This is a genomic window from Acinetobacter sp. YH16056_T, assembly GCF_024605895.1.
Lineage (GTDB): Bacteria > Pseudomonadota > Gammaproteobacteria > Pseudomonadales > Moraxellaceae > Acinetobacter > Acinetobacter amyesii.
The window spans coordinates 941,756-959,604 of the sequence record NZ_CP094545.1 but is presented as its reverse complement, the minus strand read 5'-3'; the positions used below and the strand labels follow the sequence as shown (position 1 = coordinate 959,604).

Here is a 17,849-nt window from a genome sequence, read left to right as displayed (position 1 = left end):
CACTCACAGGTTCATTTGTAGTGATTAATGCTTTGAAATTAATGCTTCTAGAACTGCTTCATAATGAATACGAATGTCATCTTCTAAAATTTTATAAACATTGTCGAATTGAACCATTGGCCAGCCTTCTTTCCAAAATGGAAAAATGTTATGGAGGTCATGAGTCACCGTTGCGTCTTCACGTACAATCGCTTGTGCAACTTGCGACAATACTTGTGCAGTTTCAGCACCATCAATCGCTAAATAATCGATACCACGAACTTTCAAAATACGGATACGGTCTTTTTTGTAGCGGATTTTTTTACTTTGGCCTTCATTTAAGCCTAAAGCTAAAGTCACAGCTTCAACAAATTTATCTTCAAATGCTTGATTTAATTTTACCAAAGCTTGTTTGTGTGCTTCTTGACGACCAGCTTTTCCCCCACTACGAATCACTTCATTTGCTTCAGTATTTAAAACATCTGATTTCATCGACTGAAGAATGTCTAGAATTTCGATATCGCTTAATGTTTCAGGAGAATGATCAGTCATAAACTGCCTATAAAAACTTAATATTCAATAAATATGTATTTTCGCATAAAAGAAGGATGAAAACTGCGACCTTCACTATAGAAATTGTGATTTCTCTTATAATGTTCAGATATACAACATGATTTAGAAAAAAATTCTGTCAAAAATATCGAAATCAACTATATTACTTTCACGCTTTAATACTAACGTCACAATATGGCTCAAAAGAAACAGGCTGCGCTTTACCTTCAACAACTGAAACAGCAATATCCAGCAGCCTTTAAACATAATTATTTATTTTATAGCCAACTGAAAACTCAAGGCATTTTAGACGAACTCAAAGAACTTATTCCTTGGGTTTTGGCGGCGATGATTTTTATTTCTTTGAGCATGAGTATTGGACATGCAGTGCAACTGTATTTTCCAGAAATGAGTGAGTTTCGCGCTCATGGTATTGCTGTACTAAGTATTATGCTGTTTTTCATGCTGGTTGTGCCCTTAGTCATCAAGCAAATCAAGCACAGTTCAATGTCCCTGTATCAAAGTTTGAAAAATACGCCGTTCAGACTTGCGATCGTGATTTTATTACAATTACTCAATATCGCCTTTTTACAAAGCACCTTTGTTCAATCTGTATTGTTCTTTTTCGCCATGAGTTTCGGCTTTGTGCGTTTTTATAAAGAAAATCTTTTCAAAGGTGGAAGTAACACCCAAGAATACTATTTTCTGCAAGAGACACGTCGTATTGCATATTGGTCGTATAAACAAATGCTTAAAGCAAAATTACGTTTGTCGCTCAGTAATCCGAATCAGGCAAATCATAAACAGTTATCTGAGCGCTTTACCCTGTTCCAAAATTTGCACATACAAATGCTGCATCAGGAAAATCAGCTATGTAAAAAGCTAAAGCACCAAAATGTTGAACATTATCTTGATGAGTTAATGAAATAAGCTGGCATTGATATAGTGCAAAAAACTTTAAATCACTGCTCAAAAAGTCATTCAATACATCGCTATTTTTGAATATTTTCAACTTATATGCATGAATTGATTGATTTTAAAACAAACACCATCAAATACTCTTGCCAAGCTTCATTTCGTCCTCTATTATTGCGCACATGCCCGAGTGGTGAAATCGGTAGACACAGGGGATTTAAAATCCCCCGCCCACAAAGCGTGCCAGTTCGAGTCTGGCCTCGGGCACCATTCTTATACTTCTAAGATTGGTGCAATAAAAGATCCAGCAATTTGCTGGTTTTTTTATGCCTAAAATTTAGAAATCTATTATTATTCGATGCCGACACCTTCAGATTTTAATCTCCCCGCACTACAACTCAAGCATCCCGATGCCTTTTATCAACGGCTGCTGTTTGCACATTTTAAAATTATCAATCTCACACCCACTGCACCTGTTTTAATCTTTAGCTTTTGCCTGATACTTTCTATCCCCCTTAGCAGCGCTGTACTTGGTCATATGCTTTCAACGGCACTTTCAATACACGACCCCAAAATGGCGTTTAATCTTGGTATATTGATTATTCTTCCTTTGATCTATTGCTATGTCTGGTATGCACATTATCAAGCACGTTTTAGCAGCAAGTCCGCAGTTCAACGCCTGCAAATACAACTATATCTCCTTGGCGGATTAACACTTCTCCTTGCTATAAACTTTAAGTATCTACAAACAGATGTATTAAACCTCATCAGTCTCAGTGGACTTTTTTTCAGTCTGTTTTTATGTGTATTTACTGAATTATTTTATAAACCTGAAAGCAGCGCCATTGAACGAGTAAAACTACAAAAGCTTCGCCAACTGGCATTTTGGTCTTACCAACAATCCTTAAAACAAAAAGAACATCAAACGTATTTCTACACCCTACACTTACAAGCCATGCAAGAAGAACAAAAATTATCAGCATCGATCAAATCATCCTTTAAAGATTTTTTAGACAATGCTCAATGACTTTTTAAAACTCTGGACACAAAAAAGCCCTGTCACTACAGGGCTTTTTTTAAAGTTCAATTACCATTCTCGGTTAGCAACCAACTCTTCCATTTCAATATCCATATGACCTTCATCTTGCAGCACCATCATCATGGCTTCTGCAATATAATCTGCAGCCGTATCATCCAAAGACGAATCTAAATCTTCAAATTGAGGTTTCATCTTATTGAGCTGTGCAACTGTTTCATTGGCAAAATGGTAGATATCAGTTGAACTTAAATCTGCTTTTGCAATTTTCTTCGCAAATTGAACAACCAATAACTTCACCTCTGCAACCAACACATCTGGGTAATATTCATCATCAAACATGGGTAGCAGTAAATCTGCAAACATACGAAACTCTATCACAAAATATTCAGGGCGCTTATATAACACAAATACTACAATTCACCAAATTTATTGGGATTCAGTATTTTCAAATCAGACTGCATTCTGCATGGCTTGCCAAACACGTATCGCATCTACCGTTGCTTTGACATCATGTGCGCGAACCATACATGCACCTTGTTGAATGCTGAGTAGATGCGCTGCAACCGAGCCTACAGCGCGATTTTGTGCATCCGCACCACCAAGTGCCTCACCGATAAAACGCTTACGAGATAATGCCGACAGGATCGGATAGCCCATGTCATTCAATTGATAGAATTGCTGTAAAAGCTTTAAGTTTTGCTGTGCATTTTTAGCAAAACCAAAACCTGGATCAATCATAATGTTTTCTGCACGCACACCGGCGTCTAATGCATCTTGCACACGTTGCTTTAATTCATCGATGACATCAGCCACGACATCTTGATACTGATCTAGATTATTCATCGTGGTAGGTTCGCCACGCATGTGCATAATAATCACGGGTATGTCTAAGCGGGCTGCAGTTTCTAATGCTTGTGGACGAGTTAAGGCACGTACATCATTCCAAATATGTGCTCCAGCGTTTACAGCTGCAGATATCACTTCTGGTGAAGAGGTATCAATTGAGATCACCACACCTAATTTTGCTAATTCCTCTACTACTGGTACCACGCGTCGGATTTCTTCTTCGATAGCAACTACAGATGCACCTGGTCGGGTTGATTCGCCCCCTACATCAATGACTGTTGCCCCTTCGGCAATCATTTGCTTTGCACGTGCTACCGCTTCATCTTTACCATTGTGTTGCCCGCCATCACTAAATGAATCTGGTGTCACATTTAAAATCCCCATCACATGTGGGGTCGACAGATCTAATGTCAATTTGCCACACTTTAAGATTTTATTTGGTAAAGGCATTAAGCGCATACAACATCTCCTACATGAATCTGACTATGTTATCAATTTTGTGTATGTGAAGGCGCAGTGGTATGAAAGATTTATTAATAAATAAAAAAAATCATATTTTTTTTATTTTTCAGATTGTATTTTGCTTGTTTTTCTTTGATAGTTTTTTTACTTATTTGATGTTGTTTAGTTTGGCGGTGTTATGCTCTCTTGTTGCTTATATGAAAAATAAATTTTTTGAATTTTATTTAATTATATTTCTGATGTTGATTTTTATTGTATATTCAATTTTATCAGTTTTATATAAAAATCCAAATTATTATTTAAAAAATAGAGGTATTATTGAGGGTTATTATATTATTGAAGAAACAAAAAATAGAACAAGGAAAATGGGTAGTTTGACCGGGAGAGATAGTTGGATTGAGCCTTCATCATATGAAAGTTTAACTTTAAGGAAAAAAAATTCAAATATATTGGTTTTAGTTGAGTGCTCAATTACAGAGTTAGGTTGTCCATTTAGTAATGAAACTAATCTAGATGTATATGTTAAATACGTAGAAAGTAATTTTTTTTCAAGAAAATTTGCTTTTTATATAAAAAGTTCTGAAATTACTTATGATGAAAAATATTTTAATGAAAAATATAAAAAAGAAAATTATATGAAATTGATTTTTATTATTTTTTATTTTGGTGGTTGTTTTTATTATATGTATATTTCAATTCGAGAGAAAAATTTTTTTTAATACAAGAAAGGTGTGCTTATGATAAAAAATAAAAATAGTCCGAATGAGTTCTGTAGACTTTGTTGCACAAAGATAAAAAAATTAAAATTCTTCCGAGTTACTTAACTTTAAATCAGTAGAGCCTATGATGAGCAATGTATTTCACAATATTGTGAATTAAGTATTAATCACAAACCGACTTCAGTAAGAAGTAGATCTCTTTCATAAATCAAAAAACGATCTTCTTTTTGGTTAATATTTGCACTCCGGATTTCTTAGCATTCGTGCATAATCTGCGGATGAAATACATCGATTCAAACAAGCTTTCTGATCCTCAGTTCAAGCGATACACAGGCATCTCATGGTCAACTTTCTATTTGATGGTTGAGCAATTGAAGAAACATGTCCCTGCCAAAGGCAGACCGCCCAAGTTAAGCCTGGAAGACCAGGTTCTGCTCTGTCTAAGCTATTGGCGGGAATACCGAACCTTATTTCACGTTGCGACGAGCTACGGGGTTTCAGAGCCCACAGCCTCAAGAATTGTCCGTCATGTTGAAGACTGCCTGATTCGGTCCAATCTCTTTAATTTACCCAAAGATTTACCCGAGGGCGAAGGCATCGATTGGAATGTTGTGATCGTGGATGCCACAGAAATTCCAATCCAAAGGCCTAAAAAAACAGAAGAAAAGCTATAGCGGCAAGAAAAAGATCCACACTTTCAAAGTACAGGCCATCATTCATTATCAAACTCAAAAAATCCTGAGTTTATGTACGAGTCGTGGTGCCGTACATGATTTCGAACTCTTCAGACGTAACTTGAATCAGATTCCTGCAGGTGCATTTATCCTTGCGGATAAGGGTTATCAGGGAATTTATACAGTGTATCCAAATAGCTTGTTGCCATTAAAAGCAAAGAAGCGCTGTAAACTGGATTCCGAACTAAAAATCTATAATCAGGAAATCAATAAAAGAAGAATTGGAATTGAGCATGTATTTGGCAGTTTGAAAACCTTCAAAATTCTTGCTGAGCGATATCGCAATCGAGGCAAAAGACTAGCATTAAGATTCAATCTAATTGCTGGAATTTATAACTTGGAGCTGAGTGAAAAATGACTTATGAAAGAAATCTAGTATAATATAGAAAATATAAGAGTTAGATTTCCGCTTCTGGAGATCTCATAAATTTAATTTGAAATTATTTAGGGGATATTATGGCAGCATTATTTTATGTTTGGGATGCAGCACAGCATAATTCGAATACAACAATTACAACTTTGGAACAAGCAGAGTATTTTGCGACACATCCTCAAGATTTAGGGTTTACTGAAAATTTAAAAAATTGGCTTTTAGATGTTGAAAGGATAGTGACTAGCCCCGAACTTGCTGAAAACTTTGATGAAGAAATTATTGAATTTTTTAGTAATGTAGAAGGCTTTTTCAATTTTTCAACCGATGTTTTTGTGATTGAATATTTACAAGAAAAAAGCAAATACCTATATAAAATACTGGTCGAAACCTTACGTAGACATAATCTTGTTGCCTTTGATTCAAAGCATTATATTTTTTTTAGTAAGGATGTTATTTTTCCTGATCAAAAAAGTATTGAAAAAATGTTAGATGCTGTTCAAGCAGTCACAAAAGAACAGTTATTACAATTCAAAGTTGTTCCCTCTACAAGTGAAAAATTAAGTATTTTTGCAGATCAATGGCTAGAATTAAATCAAGTATCTCTAAGTTTTATAAAGCAGAGAAAAAAAAATCAATTTAATGAAACTGGATATTACCGAGACTTTAATGATGAATTATATGAAGATATTATATTTTTAAGCTCAGGTAAAAGAGGCGTTATAGCTTATGATCTTATATGTGTTACCAGTTATATACAAATTTTACCAGAAAAAGCAATAAGAATATTTCGCCCACATCCAATAAATCAGTATACATTACAATATTTACTGAGCCTTCATGGTATCGAAGGTGAAGCAAGTCATTTTGAGAAACCTGAACAGTTACAATTGGTACTTCAGCAAGTGTATGATTTTTTAATCTATGATGCAGAAAAGCATAAAGATATAGAAAGCCTCAATCAGTGGGTGAACCATGGCGATGAAAAAGAATATATAACAGGTCTAGCTGTTATCCAACGCTTAATACTGGCTAAATATGTAAATGATCCACTATATGAGCAATTGGTTGCTGAAGCATTGCCATATGCTATTAGGGGGCGAGGGCCATTGAAAAATGCAACTTTAGAACAATTTCATGAAAGATTAGAAAAAGAAATAAAAAATATTTTTAGAGGATAAGTAATCTTAAAATGAAAAGAGTTTACATAGCTGTTTCTAGATATAGGAACAGTTATGTTTTGAAATTTTATAAATAATACAAATGATTGGTTTATTTTGATCATTAATATTTTTGATTTAAATTTTATAAAAACATTTTACAGCGAATTCCGCTTGGAAATTTAACAGCATTGCTTTTAATCGTAGCGCCTGCACTAAATGTTCCTGAACTTGCTCGATGATCTGAACAACATGTCCAATAGATGGAATCAGTTCGTTCTTCAAGTGGGACCTGATAAAGTCAGTAAATCATCGAGAACCACTGAATCGCTGATATTGCTCATTTTGAGCTGAACTGAACGTATATGCAATGTTTCAGCATCTGTACCAATGTGGAGCTTATGCTATTTCCGACGGTATTCAAGCGGATATTTTTTATGTTTCAATCACACCTTCGCCTAGAAATTTTCATTCTACGGAAGCTACGAGTAAATGCAATCCACATTGCTGAATAAGGTTTGATACTCGGTTATTGTGCTAACCCAAAAACAAAAAAGAGCCTCATTGAGACTCTTTTTTAAACTTACGCAGTTAATGCATTAATTTGCAGGTAACGGCGGTGGCGTAGCTGGACCATCTGTAGGCGTAACATCAATCACTGGATTTTCTGCGATGTACACTTTTGGTGGTTGAGGTTCACGACCTTCCATAATGTCACGGATTTGATCACGATCAATGGTTTCCCATTCAAGCAATGCTTTCACCATGGCATGTGCGATATCTTTGTTATTTTCAAGAATATCACGTGCAACTTTATATTGTTCATCTAAAATACGGCGAACTTCACGGTCAACTTCAAGCTGCGTTGCTTCAGAAATCACGCGACTTCCTAAACCACCCATGAACGACTGCTGTGAGTCATCTTCATAAACCATGACGCCCATTTTATCGGACATACCGTATTTAGTAACCATTGCACGTGCCATTTTCGTTGCACGTTCAAAGTCATTTGAAGCACCAGTCGACATTTGGTTAATGAAGACTTCTTCTGCAATACGACCACCAAACAAAATTGAAAGTTCATTCAACATTTTGTCTTTGTAATGGCTAGTTTGGTCATGTTCAGGCAACTGCCAAGTAACACCCAGTGCCCAACCACGCGGCATGATTGTCACTTTATGCACTGGGTCTGTACCCGGCAAGATTTCAGCAACAATCGCATGACCTGCTTCATGATAAGCCGTCGCACGACGCTCTTCTTCACGAATCACCATCGATTTACGTTCAGGACCCATGTAAAGCTTGTCTTTAGCATCTTCAAAGTCATGCATATCGACCGTGTTCTTGTTACGACGTGCAGCAAACAGTGCTGCTTCGTTTACAAGGTTAGCCAACTGAGCACCCGAGAAGCCCGGTGTACCACGTGCCAAGACTTTAACATCTACACCAGTCACAGAAGGTAATTTTTTCAAATGTACATTCAGGATTTGCTCACGACCTTTAATATCCGGTAGAGATACCATCACTTGACGGTCAAAACGACCCGGACGAAGTAAAGCTTTATCCAATACGTCAGCACGGTTTGTTGCAGCAATAACGATAATACCTTCGTTGCCTTCAAAGCCATCCATTTCAACCAACATTTGGTTTAATGTTTGCTCACGCTCATCATTACCACCACCTGTGCCTGAACCACGGTGACGACCAACGGCATCGATCTCATCGATGAAAATGATACATGGCGCATGACGCTTTGCTTGTTCAAACATGTCACGGACACGGGACGCACCCACACCTACGAACATTTCAACAAAGTCAGAACCCGAAATACTAAAGAAAGGTACTTTCGCTTCGCCCGCAATCGCTTTAGCAAGTAAAGTTTTACCTGTACCCGGAGGACCAACCATGAGCACGCCTTTCGGAATGCTTGCACCAAGTCGTTTGAACTTAGATGGATCTTTTAGGAAGTCAACGATTTCAACAACTTCTTGTTTAGCTTCATCACAACCCGCAACATCAGTAAATGTCACTTTGATTTGGTCTTCAGACAGCATTTTTGCTTTTGACTTACCAAAACTCATTGGGCCATTCTTACCACCAGCTCCACCACCCATGTTGCGCATAAAGAACATGAATAACAGAATGATTAAAAGAACAGGGAAACTTGCAATCAGAAGTTGCATCAAAATACTTTGACGCTGTGGCGCTGTACCTTCAACAACAACATTGTTCTTGATCAGGTTCGGCATAAGTTCAGGATCTTGAACCGCAGGACGGATACTTTCAAACTCTGAACCGTTTGATTTTTCGCCACGAATTCTTTCGCCATCAATGGTGACTTGTTTAATCTGACCCGCATTTACGGCTGCCACGAACTCAGAATAATTCATCGCGGTCGGTTGATTGCGGTCACTGACGTTGCTGAAGATTAAAACCAGCACGCCTAGGATAACCAGCCACAACACGGCATTCTTAAAAAGATCGCTCAAAGCTTTATTCCCATTTCTATCTAATTCGTTCAATCCCACTTACATGGGTGACTCTAATACTTACGCTGCAGAGTAGCTTCGCAATAATTTAAAAACGTACAAAATGCACAATTTTTAACGAGTTGGCAAGTAAACTTTACTTGAAAGCTTTCTTACGTCCCTGCCCGATTAAAAACACTTCTTTAGATCGAGCACGTGAAGCCGCCGGTTTTGCTGTTTTCAGCACATCAAATGTGTCTACAACTTGCTTACGGTATTCATCAAATCCAATACCTTGGAACACTTTAACAACAAACTGTCCATTTGGTCCAAGAACCTTTTGAGCAAAGTCGATTGCTAATTCACAAAGATAGATCTGACGCGGTTGATCTACAGCCTTATTACCTGATGTATTGGGGGCCATATCTGAAATTACAACGTCTACAGTACGTCCATCTAAAATTTTTAACAATTCATCGAACACTTCTTGTTCACGAAAGTCACCTTGCAAGAAGGTCACATCGGGTAAAGCATCCATTGGTAAAATATCAGAAGCAATAACCAAACCTTTGTCACCAACAAGTTTTCCGGCAATTTGCGACCAACTGCCTGGTGCAGCACCTAAGTCGACAACGGTCATGCCCGGCTTAATCAATTTGTATTTTTCTTGAATTTCAAGCAATTTATAAGCGGCACGCGCACGATATCCTTCCTTTTGTGCTTTTTTCACAAAGGGGTCATCAAGATGCTCACGCATCCAGTCACGACTACTTTTGGATAATTTCTGGTTAGTAATGCGGGTAGCCATAACTCTCTAAATAAAAAAAACTTCTCAGTCTTGATTGTACGTGAAATTCAGCACTTTTGCAGTAGACATGTGTATCTAAAAAGCATCTTAAATCATGTTTTTTTCAATAATCTTCATCGAGAAAATGCCGATTAAATACAGCGCTTCAACTTTGATTTTGCTATACTAGGTCGTTTTTAAAATTAGGTTATATTTATGGCGGCTTTATCTATTCAAGAACGTAAACGCTTACGTCAAATTGGTCACACCCTAAACCCAGTTGTAATGGTTGCGGACAAAGGCTTATCAGAAAGCGTTGTTGAAGAATTAAACCGTGCGTTAAACGACCATGAGTTAATTAAAGTGAAAGTTGTGGCAGAAGACCGTGAAACTCGTGCTGCAATGATTACTGAAATTGCGACTGTTTCAGGTTCTGAAGTTGTTCAAACGATTGGTAAGATTGCTTTGATTTACCGCAAAGCGGCAAAACAAAATGCAAAACTGTCTAACCTTGTTCGCTACGCACACCTGTCTAACTAAGCATTTATGGCAAGTTTCGAACTCAGCGCTTTTGATCGTCGCTTTCAGGCTGTATCAGTCGTTGGTGCTATCGAACAACAAAGCCCATATACTTTAAATGTGGGTTATTGGATTCGAGACCCAAACCAACTGATTCAATGGCCAGAATTGGTGTCAGCTCACCCACGAATCGATTTTTTGTGGGAACAGACCTGCTTAGAAGTTTTTATTGGTGTACACAATGAAGACTTTTATCGTGAAATCAACCTCTCCCCTTCACAAGCTTGGCAGGCTTACCAGTTTGAAGAATATCGCTATCCAGAAGATATGCCGCCACAAGCTGCTTACGATATTGAACTGAATCAGTTGAAACGGACGCACTATGGCTTAAATGTCAGTCTTGATCTGACCGAATTTATGCTGAAGTACAAACTTAAATGGGAAGATCTCTATATCGGTCTAACTGCAGTACTGAAAACCCCTCAAGGTGAACAGTACTATGCCATGCAGCATAGTAGTCCAAATGCTGACTTTCACAACAAACGTGATTGGCTACATCAGTTCTAAACTTTTTAATGTTTTGATCTTCGATAAAAAGCAAAAGTACGATCTTTTGCTTTTTTATTGCCTGCTTATTTTAAATAAGTATTTTGGACTTAAATGTACCATTCACAATAAGGGAGCCATTAATGACTCCCTTTTGCATATTTAGCGTTAAATTGAAGTTTAATTCGCTCTCACCGAATCCAGCTCCCTGGAATGACTAGACTTAGCTCAAGCGTTTTAAAATTCATGTCATTCACAATTAACTTTTAAGATCTGTGGTTTGATCCGTAACTTCAGCTTTCACTGGTGAAACTTTTTTCCACGCTTCCAAAGTATGTTCCTTAGAACGCTTAAATGTTTCTGTTAGATGATCTTTGTGCTTTCCTGAAATTTGGGTCACATCTTCTTTCAGCTCTTTTCCAAGTTTTGAAAGATCATCAATAACAGTATTAAACTCAGTTTTCACAAATTCTTTGAGTTCGCTAAAATCTTTTTGCGATGAACCAAACTGAACTTTTAACTGATCAAGTTTATTCAATACATCTTGCTTCAACTGACGCAATTGATCTTGCACACTGGCATTCAACTGCTTTGCCTCTGCTCCGATCTTTCCTTTGCTTTCAGTGACCGCTTCTGTGGCTTGAACACTTGCCTCTTTTGCAACTTGTTCAAGCTTTTCAGCACCTTCGATAACGACTTCTTTCAGGGAGGTTTTAGCCGCTGTTTGTTTTTGTTGTGTTGCCATGACTTTGTACCTATAGTTTTTGCTGACCGACCCACATTAGCGCTTTTTGATAAATTTTAATTTATGATTTGTCTGACAATAATTAATTGCTTACATTTTTCTAAGATTTTGCAAAACCAAACTTTATTCTAAAATGCAAGCGCTTTATCTGCTTTATTCCTGTTATTTGCGATGGACTTTCAGTGGCTTTCTGCGTATAATGCCGTGTTAAGTTCAAGCGAGCAGATGTAAGGAGGGTAGGTTTTTAAGCAGCCTTCCTTTTTTTTCGTCTTCTCGCTTTTTTACAGCCTAAATTTCAGGAGCTTTGGTTTGAGCACCCCAGCAATTTTAGCCCTTGCCGACGGAACTATCTTTAAAGGTACTTCTATTGGCGCATCGGGTAGTACGACTGGTGAAGTCGTTTTTAATACAGCAATGACTGGCTATCAAGAAATTTTGACTGACCCTAGTTATGCACAACAACTTGTGACACTAACTTACCCACATATCGGTAACACAGGTTGTAATGATGAAGACGCTGAGTCAGGTCGAATTCATAAAGTATGGGCTAACGGATTGATCATTCGTGACCTACCTTTATTGCATAGCAACTTCCGTGCTGAGCAATCACTTGGTGATTACCTTGAACAACACAATGTTGTTGCTATTGCAGACATCGATACACGTAAATTAACGCGTATTCTGCGAGCAAAAGGTGCACAAAATGGTTGTATCCTTGCTGGCGAAAACATTACAGAAGAAGAAGCTTTAGCTAAAGCACGCGCTTTTGGTGGTTTAAATGGTTTAGACCTTGCAAAAGAATGCTGTGACCCTGAAGGCTTTGAATGGACTGAAGGTTCTTGGACATTAGGTAAAGGTTTCTCTCAGCCTGAAGCTAAATTCCATGTTGTTGCATACGATTACGGTGTCAAAACCAACATCTTACGTATGCTCGCAGACCGCGGTTGTAAATTGACTGTCGTGCCTGCGCAAACTCCTGCTGCTGACGTACTTGCATTGAATCCAGATGGCGTGTTCTTATCGAACGGCCCCGGCGATCCAGCTGCATGTGACTACGCAATTGAAGCTGTAAAAACAATTGTAGAAGATGCTCGCAATGTACCAGTATTTGGTATTTGCTTGGGTCACCAAATTCTTGCACTTGCTTCAGGTGCAAAAACTGTGAAAATGCCTCACGGCCACCACGGTGCCAACCATCCTGTTCAAAACATGGAAACTGGTATTGTGATGATTACTTCGCAAAACCATGGCTTCGCAGTCGATGCAGAAACATTACCTGCAAACTTGAAAGCTACGCACAAATCACTGTTCGACCAAACCCTACAAGGGATTCACCGTACAGATAAACCTGCGTTCAGTTTCCAAGGTCACCCCGAAGCAAGCCCTGGTCCACATGACTGCGCACCATTGTTCGATCATTTCATCGAACTTATCGAAGCATCTAAGAAGTAATTAAGGAAGCATCATGGCTAAACGTACAGACATTAAAAGCATCTTAATTATTGGTGCTGGTCCGATTGTCATCGGTCAAGCATGTGAGTTTGACTACTCAGGTGCTCAAGCATGTAAAGCCCTTCGTGAAGAAGGCTACCGTGTTATTTTGGTAAACTCTAACCCAGCAACCATTATGACTGACCCTGCTATGGCAGACGCAACTTACATCGAGCCAATCACTTGGCAAACTGTAGCTGCAATCATTGAGAAAGAACGCCCAGACGCAGTTCTTCCGACAATGGGTGGTCAAACAGCATTGAACTGTGCCCTTGCACTCGATGCCAACGGTATTTTAGATAAATACAATGTTGAATTGATTGGCGCGACGAAAGAAGCAATCGAAAAAGCGGAAGACCGTAAACTTTTCGATATCGCAATGCGCAAAATTGGTTTGGAATGCCCTCGCGCTGACGTTGCAGAAAGCATGGAACACGCGCTTGAAATTCAAGCACGTTTCGGCTTCCCTGTCATTATCCGTCCATCATTCACGATGGGTGGTTCAGGCGGCGGTATCGCATACAACCGTGAAGAGTTCATTGAAATCTGTGAACGCGGTTTCGATCTTTCTCCAACTAAACAATTATTGATCGATGAATCTTTAATTGGTTGGAAAGAGTACGAAATGGAAGTTGTTCGTGACAAAAACGACAACTGTATCATTGTATGTACCATTGAAAACTTTGACCCAATGGGCGTGCACACAGGTGACTCAATCACTGTTGCTCCTGCACAAACATTGACAGACAAAGAATTCCAATTACTACGTAATGCATCTTTAGCTGTACTTCGTGAAATTGGTGTAGAAACTGGCGGTTCGAACGTTCAGTTCGGTATCAACCCGAAAGACGGCCGTATGGTTGTGATCGAGATGAACCCACGTGTTTCTCGTTCATCTGCCCTTGCTTCTAAAGCAACTGGTTTCCCTATTGCAAAAATTGCTGCGAAATTGGCAGTAGGTTATACACTTGATGAGTTGAAAAACGACATCACTGGCGGTACAACACCTGCGTCATTCGAGCCTGCAATTGACTATGTTGTAACGAAAATTCCTCGTTTCAACTTTGAGAAATTCCCGCAAGCTGACGCAACTTTAACTACACAGATGAAATCTGTGGGTGAAGTGATGGCCATTGGCCGTAACTTCCAAGAGTCTGTATCTAAAGCGCTTCGAGGTCTTGAAGTTGGCGCATGTGGTTTTGATGAAAAAATCGCTGTGGGTACTGAAGGCGCACGTGAGAAAATTCTTGTTGAATTGAAAGTTCCAGGTCCAGAGCGTATTTGGTACGTGGGCGATGCATTCCGTCACGGTTTCACTCTTGATGAAGTATTTGAAGCAACCAAAATTGACCGTTGGTTCTTGATTCAAATCGAAGACATCATCAAAACTGAAAACCAAATCAAAACTTTAGGTTTTGGTGACTTAAACGCTGACAACATCCGTTCGTTCAAACGTAAAGGTTTATCAGATCTTCGCATTGCAGACTTGATGGGCATTTCACAAAAACAATTCCGTAAACACCGTTGGAACTTGGGCGTAACTCCAGTTTACAAACGTGTGGATACATGTGCTGCAGAGTTTGAATCTGACACAGCTTACATGTACTCAACTTACGATGAAGAATGTGAAGCGAACCCATCGAACCGTGACAAAATCATGGTCATCGGTGGCGGCCCAAACCGTATTGGTCAAGGTATCGAATTCGATTACTGCTGTGTACACGCTGCCCTTGCAATGCGTGATGACGGCTATGAAACCATCATGGTGAATTGTAACCCTGAAACGGTTTCTACGGATTACGACACATCAGATCGTTTGTATTTCGAACCAATTACTTTGGAAGATGTACTTGAAATCGTGCGTATCGAGAAGCCTAAAGGCATTATCGTTCAGTACGGTGGTCAGACTCCGCTTAAATTGGCTCGCGCTTTGGAAGAAGCTGGTGCGCCAATTATCGGTACATCACCTGACGCGATTGACCGTGCAGAAGACCGTGAACGTTTCCAACAAATGATTCAACGTCTGCAGCTTCGTCAACCAAACAATAGCATTGTAAAATCTGCTGAAGAAGGTATGGCTGAAGCTGCAAAAGTTGGCTACCCGCTTGTGGTACGTCCTTCTTATGTACTTGGTGGCCGTGCGATGGAAATCGTGTACAACGATGACGAACTGAAACGCTACCTGCGTGATGCAGTTCAAGCATCGAATGAAGCGCCAGTACTTCTTGACCACTTCCTAGACGATGCGATTGAAGTTGACGTGGACTGCGTATCTGACGGTAAAGACGTTGTGATCGGCGGTATCATGCAGCACATCGAACAAGCGGGTATTCACTCAGGTGACTCAGCATGTTCTATTCCTCCTTACTCTTTATCTAAAGAAGTTCAGAACGAAATGCGCCGTCAAACGATTGCAATGGCGAAAGAGCTTGGCGTAATCGGTTTGATGAACGTACAGTTTGCGGTTAAAGGTACTGACGTATACATCTTAGAAGTGAACCCGCGTGCATCACGTACTGTTCCATTCGTTTCTAAATGTATCGGTGAATCTTTAGCGAAAGTTGCTGCACGTTGTATGGCAGGTCAATCTCTAGAATCTCAAGGATTCACTACAGAGATTATTCCTGAACACTTCTCTGTAAAAGAAGCGGTGTTCCCATTCAACAAATTCCCTGGTGTTGACCCGATTCTTGGCCCTGAGATGAAATCTACAGGCGAAGTGATGGGTGTAGGTAAAACATTTGGTGAAGCGTTCTATAAAGCTGTGTTAGGCTCTAATGACCGTTTACCAGGCCTGCCAACGGAAGGCGAAGTAAAACACGCATTCTTATCTGTTCGTCATTCTGACAAGCCTCGTGCTGTTGGTATTGCGAAACAGTTAACCGACCTTGGCTTCAAAGTCATCGCTACTGGCGGTACTTATGATGTGATTAAAGATGCTGGTATTGAATGTGAACGTGTGAACAAAGTGACTGAAGGCCGTCCTAATATCGTAGACCGCTTGAAAAATGGCGAAGTTCACCTCATTATCAATACAACTGAAGGCAAACAGGCTCAAGAAGATTCATTCTCGATCCGTCGCTCTGCATTACAAGGTAAAGTGTATTACACAACTACCCTTAACGGTGCTGATGCAGTATGCCAAGCTTTAGCAATCAAATTGCCAATGGATGTATACCGCTTACAAGACCTTACTAAAGGTTAATTAAGTTACCGAGAAGTCCCGCCACCTCTCGGTGGCGGGCTTTTTTTCATTTCTAGGTCAGTAAAAATTTTACTGATTTTTTCTTTTTACAAACATGAGGGACAACAATGCAACGTTATCCTATGACTCCCGAAGGCAAAATTGCCCTAGAGAAAGAATTACAGCAACTTAAAAGTGTTGATCGTCCACGTATTACTGCAGCAATTGCTGAAGCGCGTGAACATGGGGATTTGAAAGAAAACGCAGAATACCACGCTGCTCGCGAGCAACAAGGTTTCTGTGAAGGCCGTATCCAAGATATCGAAGGTAAATTGGGTGCTTGCCAAATAATTGATGTTAAATCACTTGAGCAAAATGGCCGTGTGGTTTTCGGTGTGACTGTGACCATTGAAAACTTAGATACTGAAGAACAAAAGACTTATAAAATCGTTGGTGATGACGAAGCAGATTTTAAAATCAACAAAATCTCTGTGAACTCTCCAATTGCGCGTGGTCTTTTGGGCAAAAATGAAGGCGATGATGTAAAAATCAACACACCACAAGGTGAAGTTGAGTACGAAGTTTCTAAAGTTGAATATCTGTAATTCATTAAGATAAGCAATTTTAAGCCCCTCTTTTGAGGGGTTTTTTATAATCAGACAAATAATTATTATACCCCTGCTCTATCCTTCTTTTAATAATCCTGATGCAAAAAGTTGAAAGGCATGTAATGCTTCTGACAACACCTGCTCAGGATTCTTGCTAGAAGCCACCCAAAGCGCCGCATTCATGGCTGCTCCATTTAAAAATATGGCTGCCGCTTCAGAATTCACTGCTTTAATTCGGTCTGCTGCCAATAACTGTTCTACGCATTCACGTGTAGACTTCAAGCATTTGTTTTGACTCGGCCAATGCGCAGGATCACCCAATACCGCAGGTCCGTCGCGTAATACAATTCGCTGAAACTCAGGATTCAAGGCATTTTCAATATAGGTTTTCCCCTCAAGCATCAACCCCTCCCAAAGATCTTCGGGTTGCTCCAGATACTTCTGGGCAGATAAAGCCATTTCTGAATCAATTTGATTAACCACAGCAGCAAATAAGCCCTTTTTATCGCCAAAATGATGGTACAGCGCACCACGGGTCAGCCCTGCTTCTGCCGTGAGTTTATCCATTGAGGTGTCTGCATAGCCATACTCAGCAAACGTACGGCGTGCCACTTCAATCAGTTTCTTGCGGGTTGCCGCCATTTTTTTTTCACGAACAGACATTGCTTTGATTACCTCATCATCACAAAAATTTTAATTGACATACCAGGCGTATGTCAAAAATA

The 17,849-nt window shown here is 39.4% G+C and carries 18 protein-coding genes, 1 tRNA gene and 1 pseudogene; 12 read left to right on the top strand and 8 right to left on the bottom strand.

The annotated features are described in order from the left end of the window. Window positions 1-24: 24 nt before the first annotated feature. Window positions 25-531: a hypothetical protein gene (locus tag MST17_RS04745; protein ID WP_078191335.1), complete on the bottom strand. Its 507-nt coding sequence runs from the start codon at window positions 529-531 to the stop codon at window positions 25-27. A gap of 195 nt (window positions 532-726) precedes the next feature. Between MST17_RS04745 and MST17_RS04740 the strand changes: the two genes are divergently transcribed. From MST17_RS04740 to MST17_RS04730, 3 genes are all read left to right on the top strand, one after another. Continuing rightward, window positions 727-1,461 (top strand): hypothetical protein, encoded by a 735-nt coding sequence (locus MST17_RS04740; RefSeq protein ID WP_180005427.1) that lies wholly within the window; start codon window positions 727-729, stop codon window positions 1,459-1,461. Between the two features lie 169 nt (window positions 1,462-1,630). Then, window positions 1,631-1,716, top strand: a tRNA-Leu gene (locus MST17_RS04735). A gap of 304 nt (window positions 1,717-2,020) precedes the next feature. Then, the gene (locus MST17_RS04730; RefSeq protein WP_180082414.1) at window positions 2,021-2,473 is read left to right on the top strand and encodes a hypothetical protein; all 453 of its coding nucleotides are present in this window, start codon (window positions 2,021-2,023) and stop codon (window positions 2,471-2,473) included. 60 nt (window positions 2,474-2,533) lie between these two features. Here the strand turns inward: MST17_RS04730 and MST17_RS04725 are convergent, their stop codons facing one another. Both MST17_RS04725 and folP read right to left on the bottom strand, forming a co-directional pair. After that, entirely contained in the window at window positions 2,534-2,848 is a 315-nt protein-coding gene (locus MST17_RS04725) for a DUF5713 family protein (RefSeq protein ID WP_078191338.1), read from the bottom strand. 87 nt (window positions 2,849-2,935) lie between these two features. Further along, on the bottom strand, window positions 2,936-3,790 hold the full coding sequence (folP, locus tag MST17_RS04720; RefSeq protein WP_218949206.1) for a dihydropteroate synthase: 855 nt from the start codon (window positions 3,788-3,790) through the stop codon (window positions 2,936-2,938). 62 nt (window positions 3,791-3,852) lie between these two features. On the opposite strand from folP, the gene MST17_RS04715 reads away from it, so the two are divergent. The 4 genes from MST17_RS04715 to MST17_RS04700 all read left to right on the top strand — a co-directional run bounded on the left by MST17_RS04715 (window position 3,853) and on the right by MST17_RS04700 (window position 6,797). Then, window positions 3,853-4,512, top strand: coding sequence for a hypothetical protein (locus tag MST17_RS04715; protein ID WP_180026972.1), 660 nt, complete (start codon window positions 3,853-3,855; stop codon window positions 4,510-4,512). A 278-nt stretch (window positions 4,513-4,790) separates the two neighbouring features. Further along, window positions 4,791-5,186, top strand: a complete 396-nt coding sequence (locus tag MST17_RS04710) for a transposase family protein (protein WP_071851480.1) — start codon at window positions 4,791-4,793, stop codon at window positions 5,184-5,186. Next, on the top strand, window positions 5,134-5,604 hold the full coding sequence (locus MST17_RS04705) for a transposase family protein (protein WP_257246855.1): 471 nt from the start codon (window positions 5,134-5,136) through the stop codon (window positions 5,602-5,604). The genes MST17_RS04710 and MST17_RS04705 overlap by 53 nt, the downstream gene beginning before the upstream one ends. 98 nt (window positions 5,605-5,702) lie before the next feature. Next, window positions 5,703-6,797: a hypothetical protein gene (locus tag MST17_RS04700; RefSeq protein ID WP_121531781.1), complete on the top strand. Its 1,095-nt coding sequence runs from the start codon at window positions 5,703-5,705 to the stop codon at window positions 6,795-6,797. A 238-nt stretch (window positions 6,798-7,035) separates the two neighbouring features. On the opposite strand, the pseudogene MST17_RS04695 reads toward MST17_RS04700, so the two are convergent. The 3 genes and pseudogenes from MST17_RS04695 to rlmE form a co-directional block, all read right to left on the bottom strand. Next, window positions 7,036-7,277: pseudogene (locus tag MST17_RS04695) on the bottom strand (IS5/IS1182 family transposase); the annotation flags it as partial. Window positions 7,278-7,375: 98 nt separating this feature from the next. Continuing rightward, on the bottom strand, window positions 7,376-9,265 hold the full coding sequence (ftsH, locus tag MST17_RS04690) for an ATP-dependent zinc metalloprotease FtsH (protein ID WP_218949157.1): 1,890 nt from the start codon (window positions 9,263-9,265) through the stop codon (window positions 7,376-7,378). 136 nt (window positions 9,266-9,401) lie between these two features. Beyond that, the gene (rlmE, locus tag MST17_RS04685) at window positions 9,402-10,052 is read right to left on the bottom strand and encodes a 23S rRNA (uridine(2552)-2'-O)-methyltransferase RlmE (protein ID WP_078191339.1); all 651 of its coding nucleotides are present in this window, start codon (window positions 10,050-10,052) and stop codon (window positions 9,402-9,404) included. A gap of 195 nt (window positions 10,053-10,247) precedes the next feature. Between rlmE and MST17_RS04680 the strand changes: the two genes are divergently transcribed. Next, a complete protein-coding gene (locus tag MST17_RS04680) occupies window positions 10,248-10,571 on the top strand; it encodes a YhbY family RNA-binding protein (RefSeq protein WP_180025788.1) in 324 nt (107 codons plus the stop codon). Window positions 10,572-10,577: 6 nt separating this feature from the next. Next, on the top strand, window positions 10,578-11,117 hold the full coding sequence (locus MST17_RS04675; RefSeq protein ID WP_180010009.1) for a DOMON-like domain-containing protein: 540 nt from the start codon (window positions 10,578-10,580) through the stop codon (window positions 11,115-11,117). A gap of 238 nt (window positions 11,118-11,355) precedes the next feature. Here MST17_RS04675 and MST17_RS04670 read toward each other — a convergent pair whose 3' ends face one another. After that, window positions 11,356-11,841 (bottom strand): hypothetical protein, encoded by a 486-nt coding sequence (locus MST17_RS04670; RefSeq protein ID WP_168378092.1) that lies wholly within the window; start codon window positions 11,839-11,841, stop codon window positions 11,356-11,358. A gap of 309 nt (window positions 11,842-12,150) precedes the next feature. Between MST17_RS04670 and carA the strand changes: the two genes are divergently transcribed. From carA to greA, 3 genes are all read left to right on the top strand, one after another. Beyond that, on the top strand, window positions 12,151-13,293 hold the full coding sequence (gene carA / locus MST17_RS04665; protein ID WP_168378093.1) for a glutamine-hydrolyzing carbamoyl-phosphate synthase small subunit: 1,143 nt from the start codon (window positions 12,151-12,153) through the stop codon (window positions 13,291-13,293). A gap of 13 nt (window positions 13,294-13,306) precedes the next feature. Continuing rightward, window positions 13,307-16,537: a carbamoyl-phosphate synthase large subunit gene (carB, locus tag MST17_RS04660; RefSeq protein WP_180025789.1), complete on the top strand. Its 3,231-nt coding sequence runs from the start codon at window positions 13,307-13,309 to the stop codon at window positions 16,535-16,537. Window positions 16,538-16,644: 107 nt separating this feature from the next. Then, a complete protein-coding gene (gene greA / locus MST17_RS04655; RefSeq protein WP_180025790.1) occupies window positions 16,645-17,121 on the top strand; it encodes a transcription elongation factor GreA in 477 nt (158 codons plus the stop codon). 78 nt (window positions 17,122-17,199) lie between these two features. Here greA and MST17_RS04650 read toward each other — a convergent pair whose 3' ends face one another. Beyond that, window positions 17,200-17,787, bottom strand: coding sequence for a TetR/AcrR family transcriptional regulator (locus tag MST17_RS04650; RefSeq protein ID WP_180021942.1), 588 nt, complete (start codon window positions 17,785-17,787; stop codon window positions 17,200-17,202). Between the last annotated feature and the right edge of the window lie 62 nt (window positions 17,788-17,849).

Bases quoted from the DNA above. Each gene is read 5' to 3' on its own strand.
- MST17_RS04745 (WP_078191335.1), bottom strand. From the start codon at position 531: ATGACTGATCATTCTCCTGAAACATTAAGCGATATCGAAATTCTAGAC.
- MST17_RS04740 (WP_180005427.1), top strand. From the start codon at position 727: ATGGCTCAAAAGAAACAGGCTGCGCTTTACCTTCAACAACTGAAACAG.
- MST17_RS04730 (WP_180082414.1), top strand. From the start codon at position 2,021: ATGGCGTTTAATCTTGGTATATTGATTATTCTTCCTTTGATCTATTGC.
- MST17_RS04725 (WP_078191338.1), bottom strand. From the start codon at position 2,848: ATGTTTGCAGATTTACTGCTACCCATGTTTGATGATGAATATTACCCA.
- folP (WP_218949206.1), bottom strand. From the start codon at position 3,790: ATGCGCTTAATGCCTTTACCAAATAAAATCTTAAAGTGTGGCAAATTG.
- MST17_RS04715 (WP_180026972.1), top strand. From the start codon at position 3,853: ATGAAAGATTTATTAATAAATAAAAAAAATCATATTTTTTTTATTTTT.
- MST17_RS04710 (WP_071851480.1), top strand. From the start codon at position 4,791: ATGAAATACATCGATTCAAACAAGCTTTCTGATCCTCAGTTCAAGCGA.
- MST17_RS04705 (WP_257246855.1), top strand. From the start codon at position 5,134: ATGCCACAGAAATTCCAATCCAAAGGCCTAAAAAAACAGAAGAAAAGC.
- MST17_RS04700 (WP_121531781.1), top strand. From the start codon at position 5,703: ATGGCAGCATTATTTTATGTTTGGGATGCAGCACAGCATAATTCGAAT.
- rlmE (WP_078191339.1), bottom strand. From the start codon at position 10,052: ATGGCTACCCGCATTACTAACCAGAAATTATCCAAAAGTAGTCGTGAC.
- MST17_RS04680 (WP_180025788.1), top strand. From the start codon at position 10,248: ATGGCGGCTTTATCTATTCAAGAACGTAAACGCTTACGTCAAATTGGT.
- MST17_RS04675 (WP_180010009.1), top strand. From the start codon at position 10,578: ATGGCAAGTTTCGAACTCAGCGCTTTTGATCGTCGCTTTCAGGCTGTA.
- MST17_RS04670 (WP_168378092.1), bottom strand. From the start codon at position 11,841: ATGGCAACACAACAAAAACAAACAGCGGCTAAAACCTCCCTGAAAGAA.
- carB (WP_180025789.1), top strand. From the start codon at position 13,307: ATGGCTAAACGTACAGACATTAAAAGCATCTTAATTATTGGTGCTGGT.
- greA (WP_180025790.1), top strand. From the start codon at position 16,645: ATGCAACGTTATCCTATGACTCCCGAAGGCAAAATTGCCCTAGAGAAA.
- MST17_RS04650 (WP_180021942.1), bottom strand. From the start codon at position 17,787: ATGTCTGTTCGTGAAAAAAAAATGGCGGCAACCCGCAAGAAACTGATT.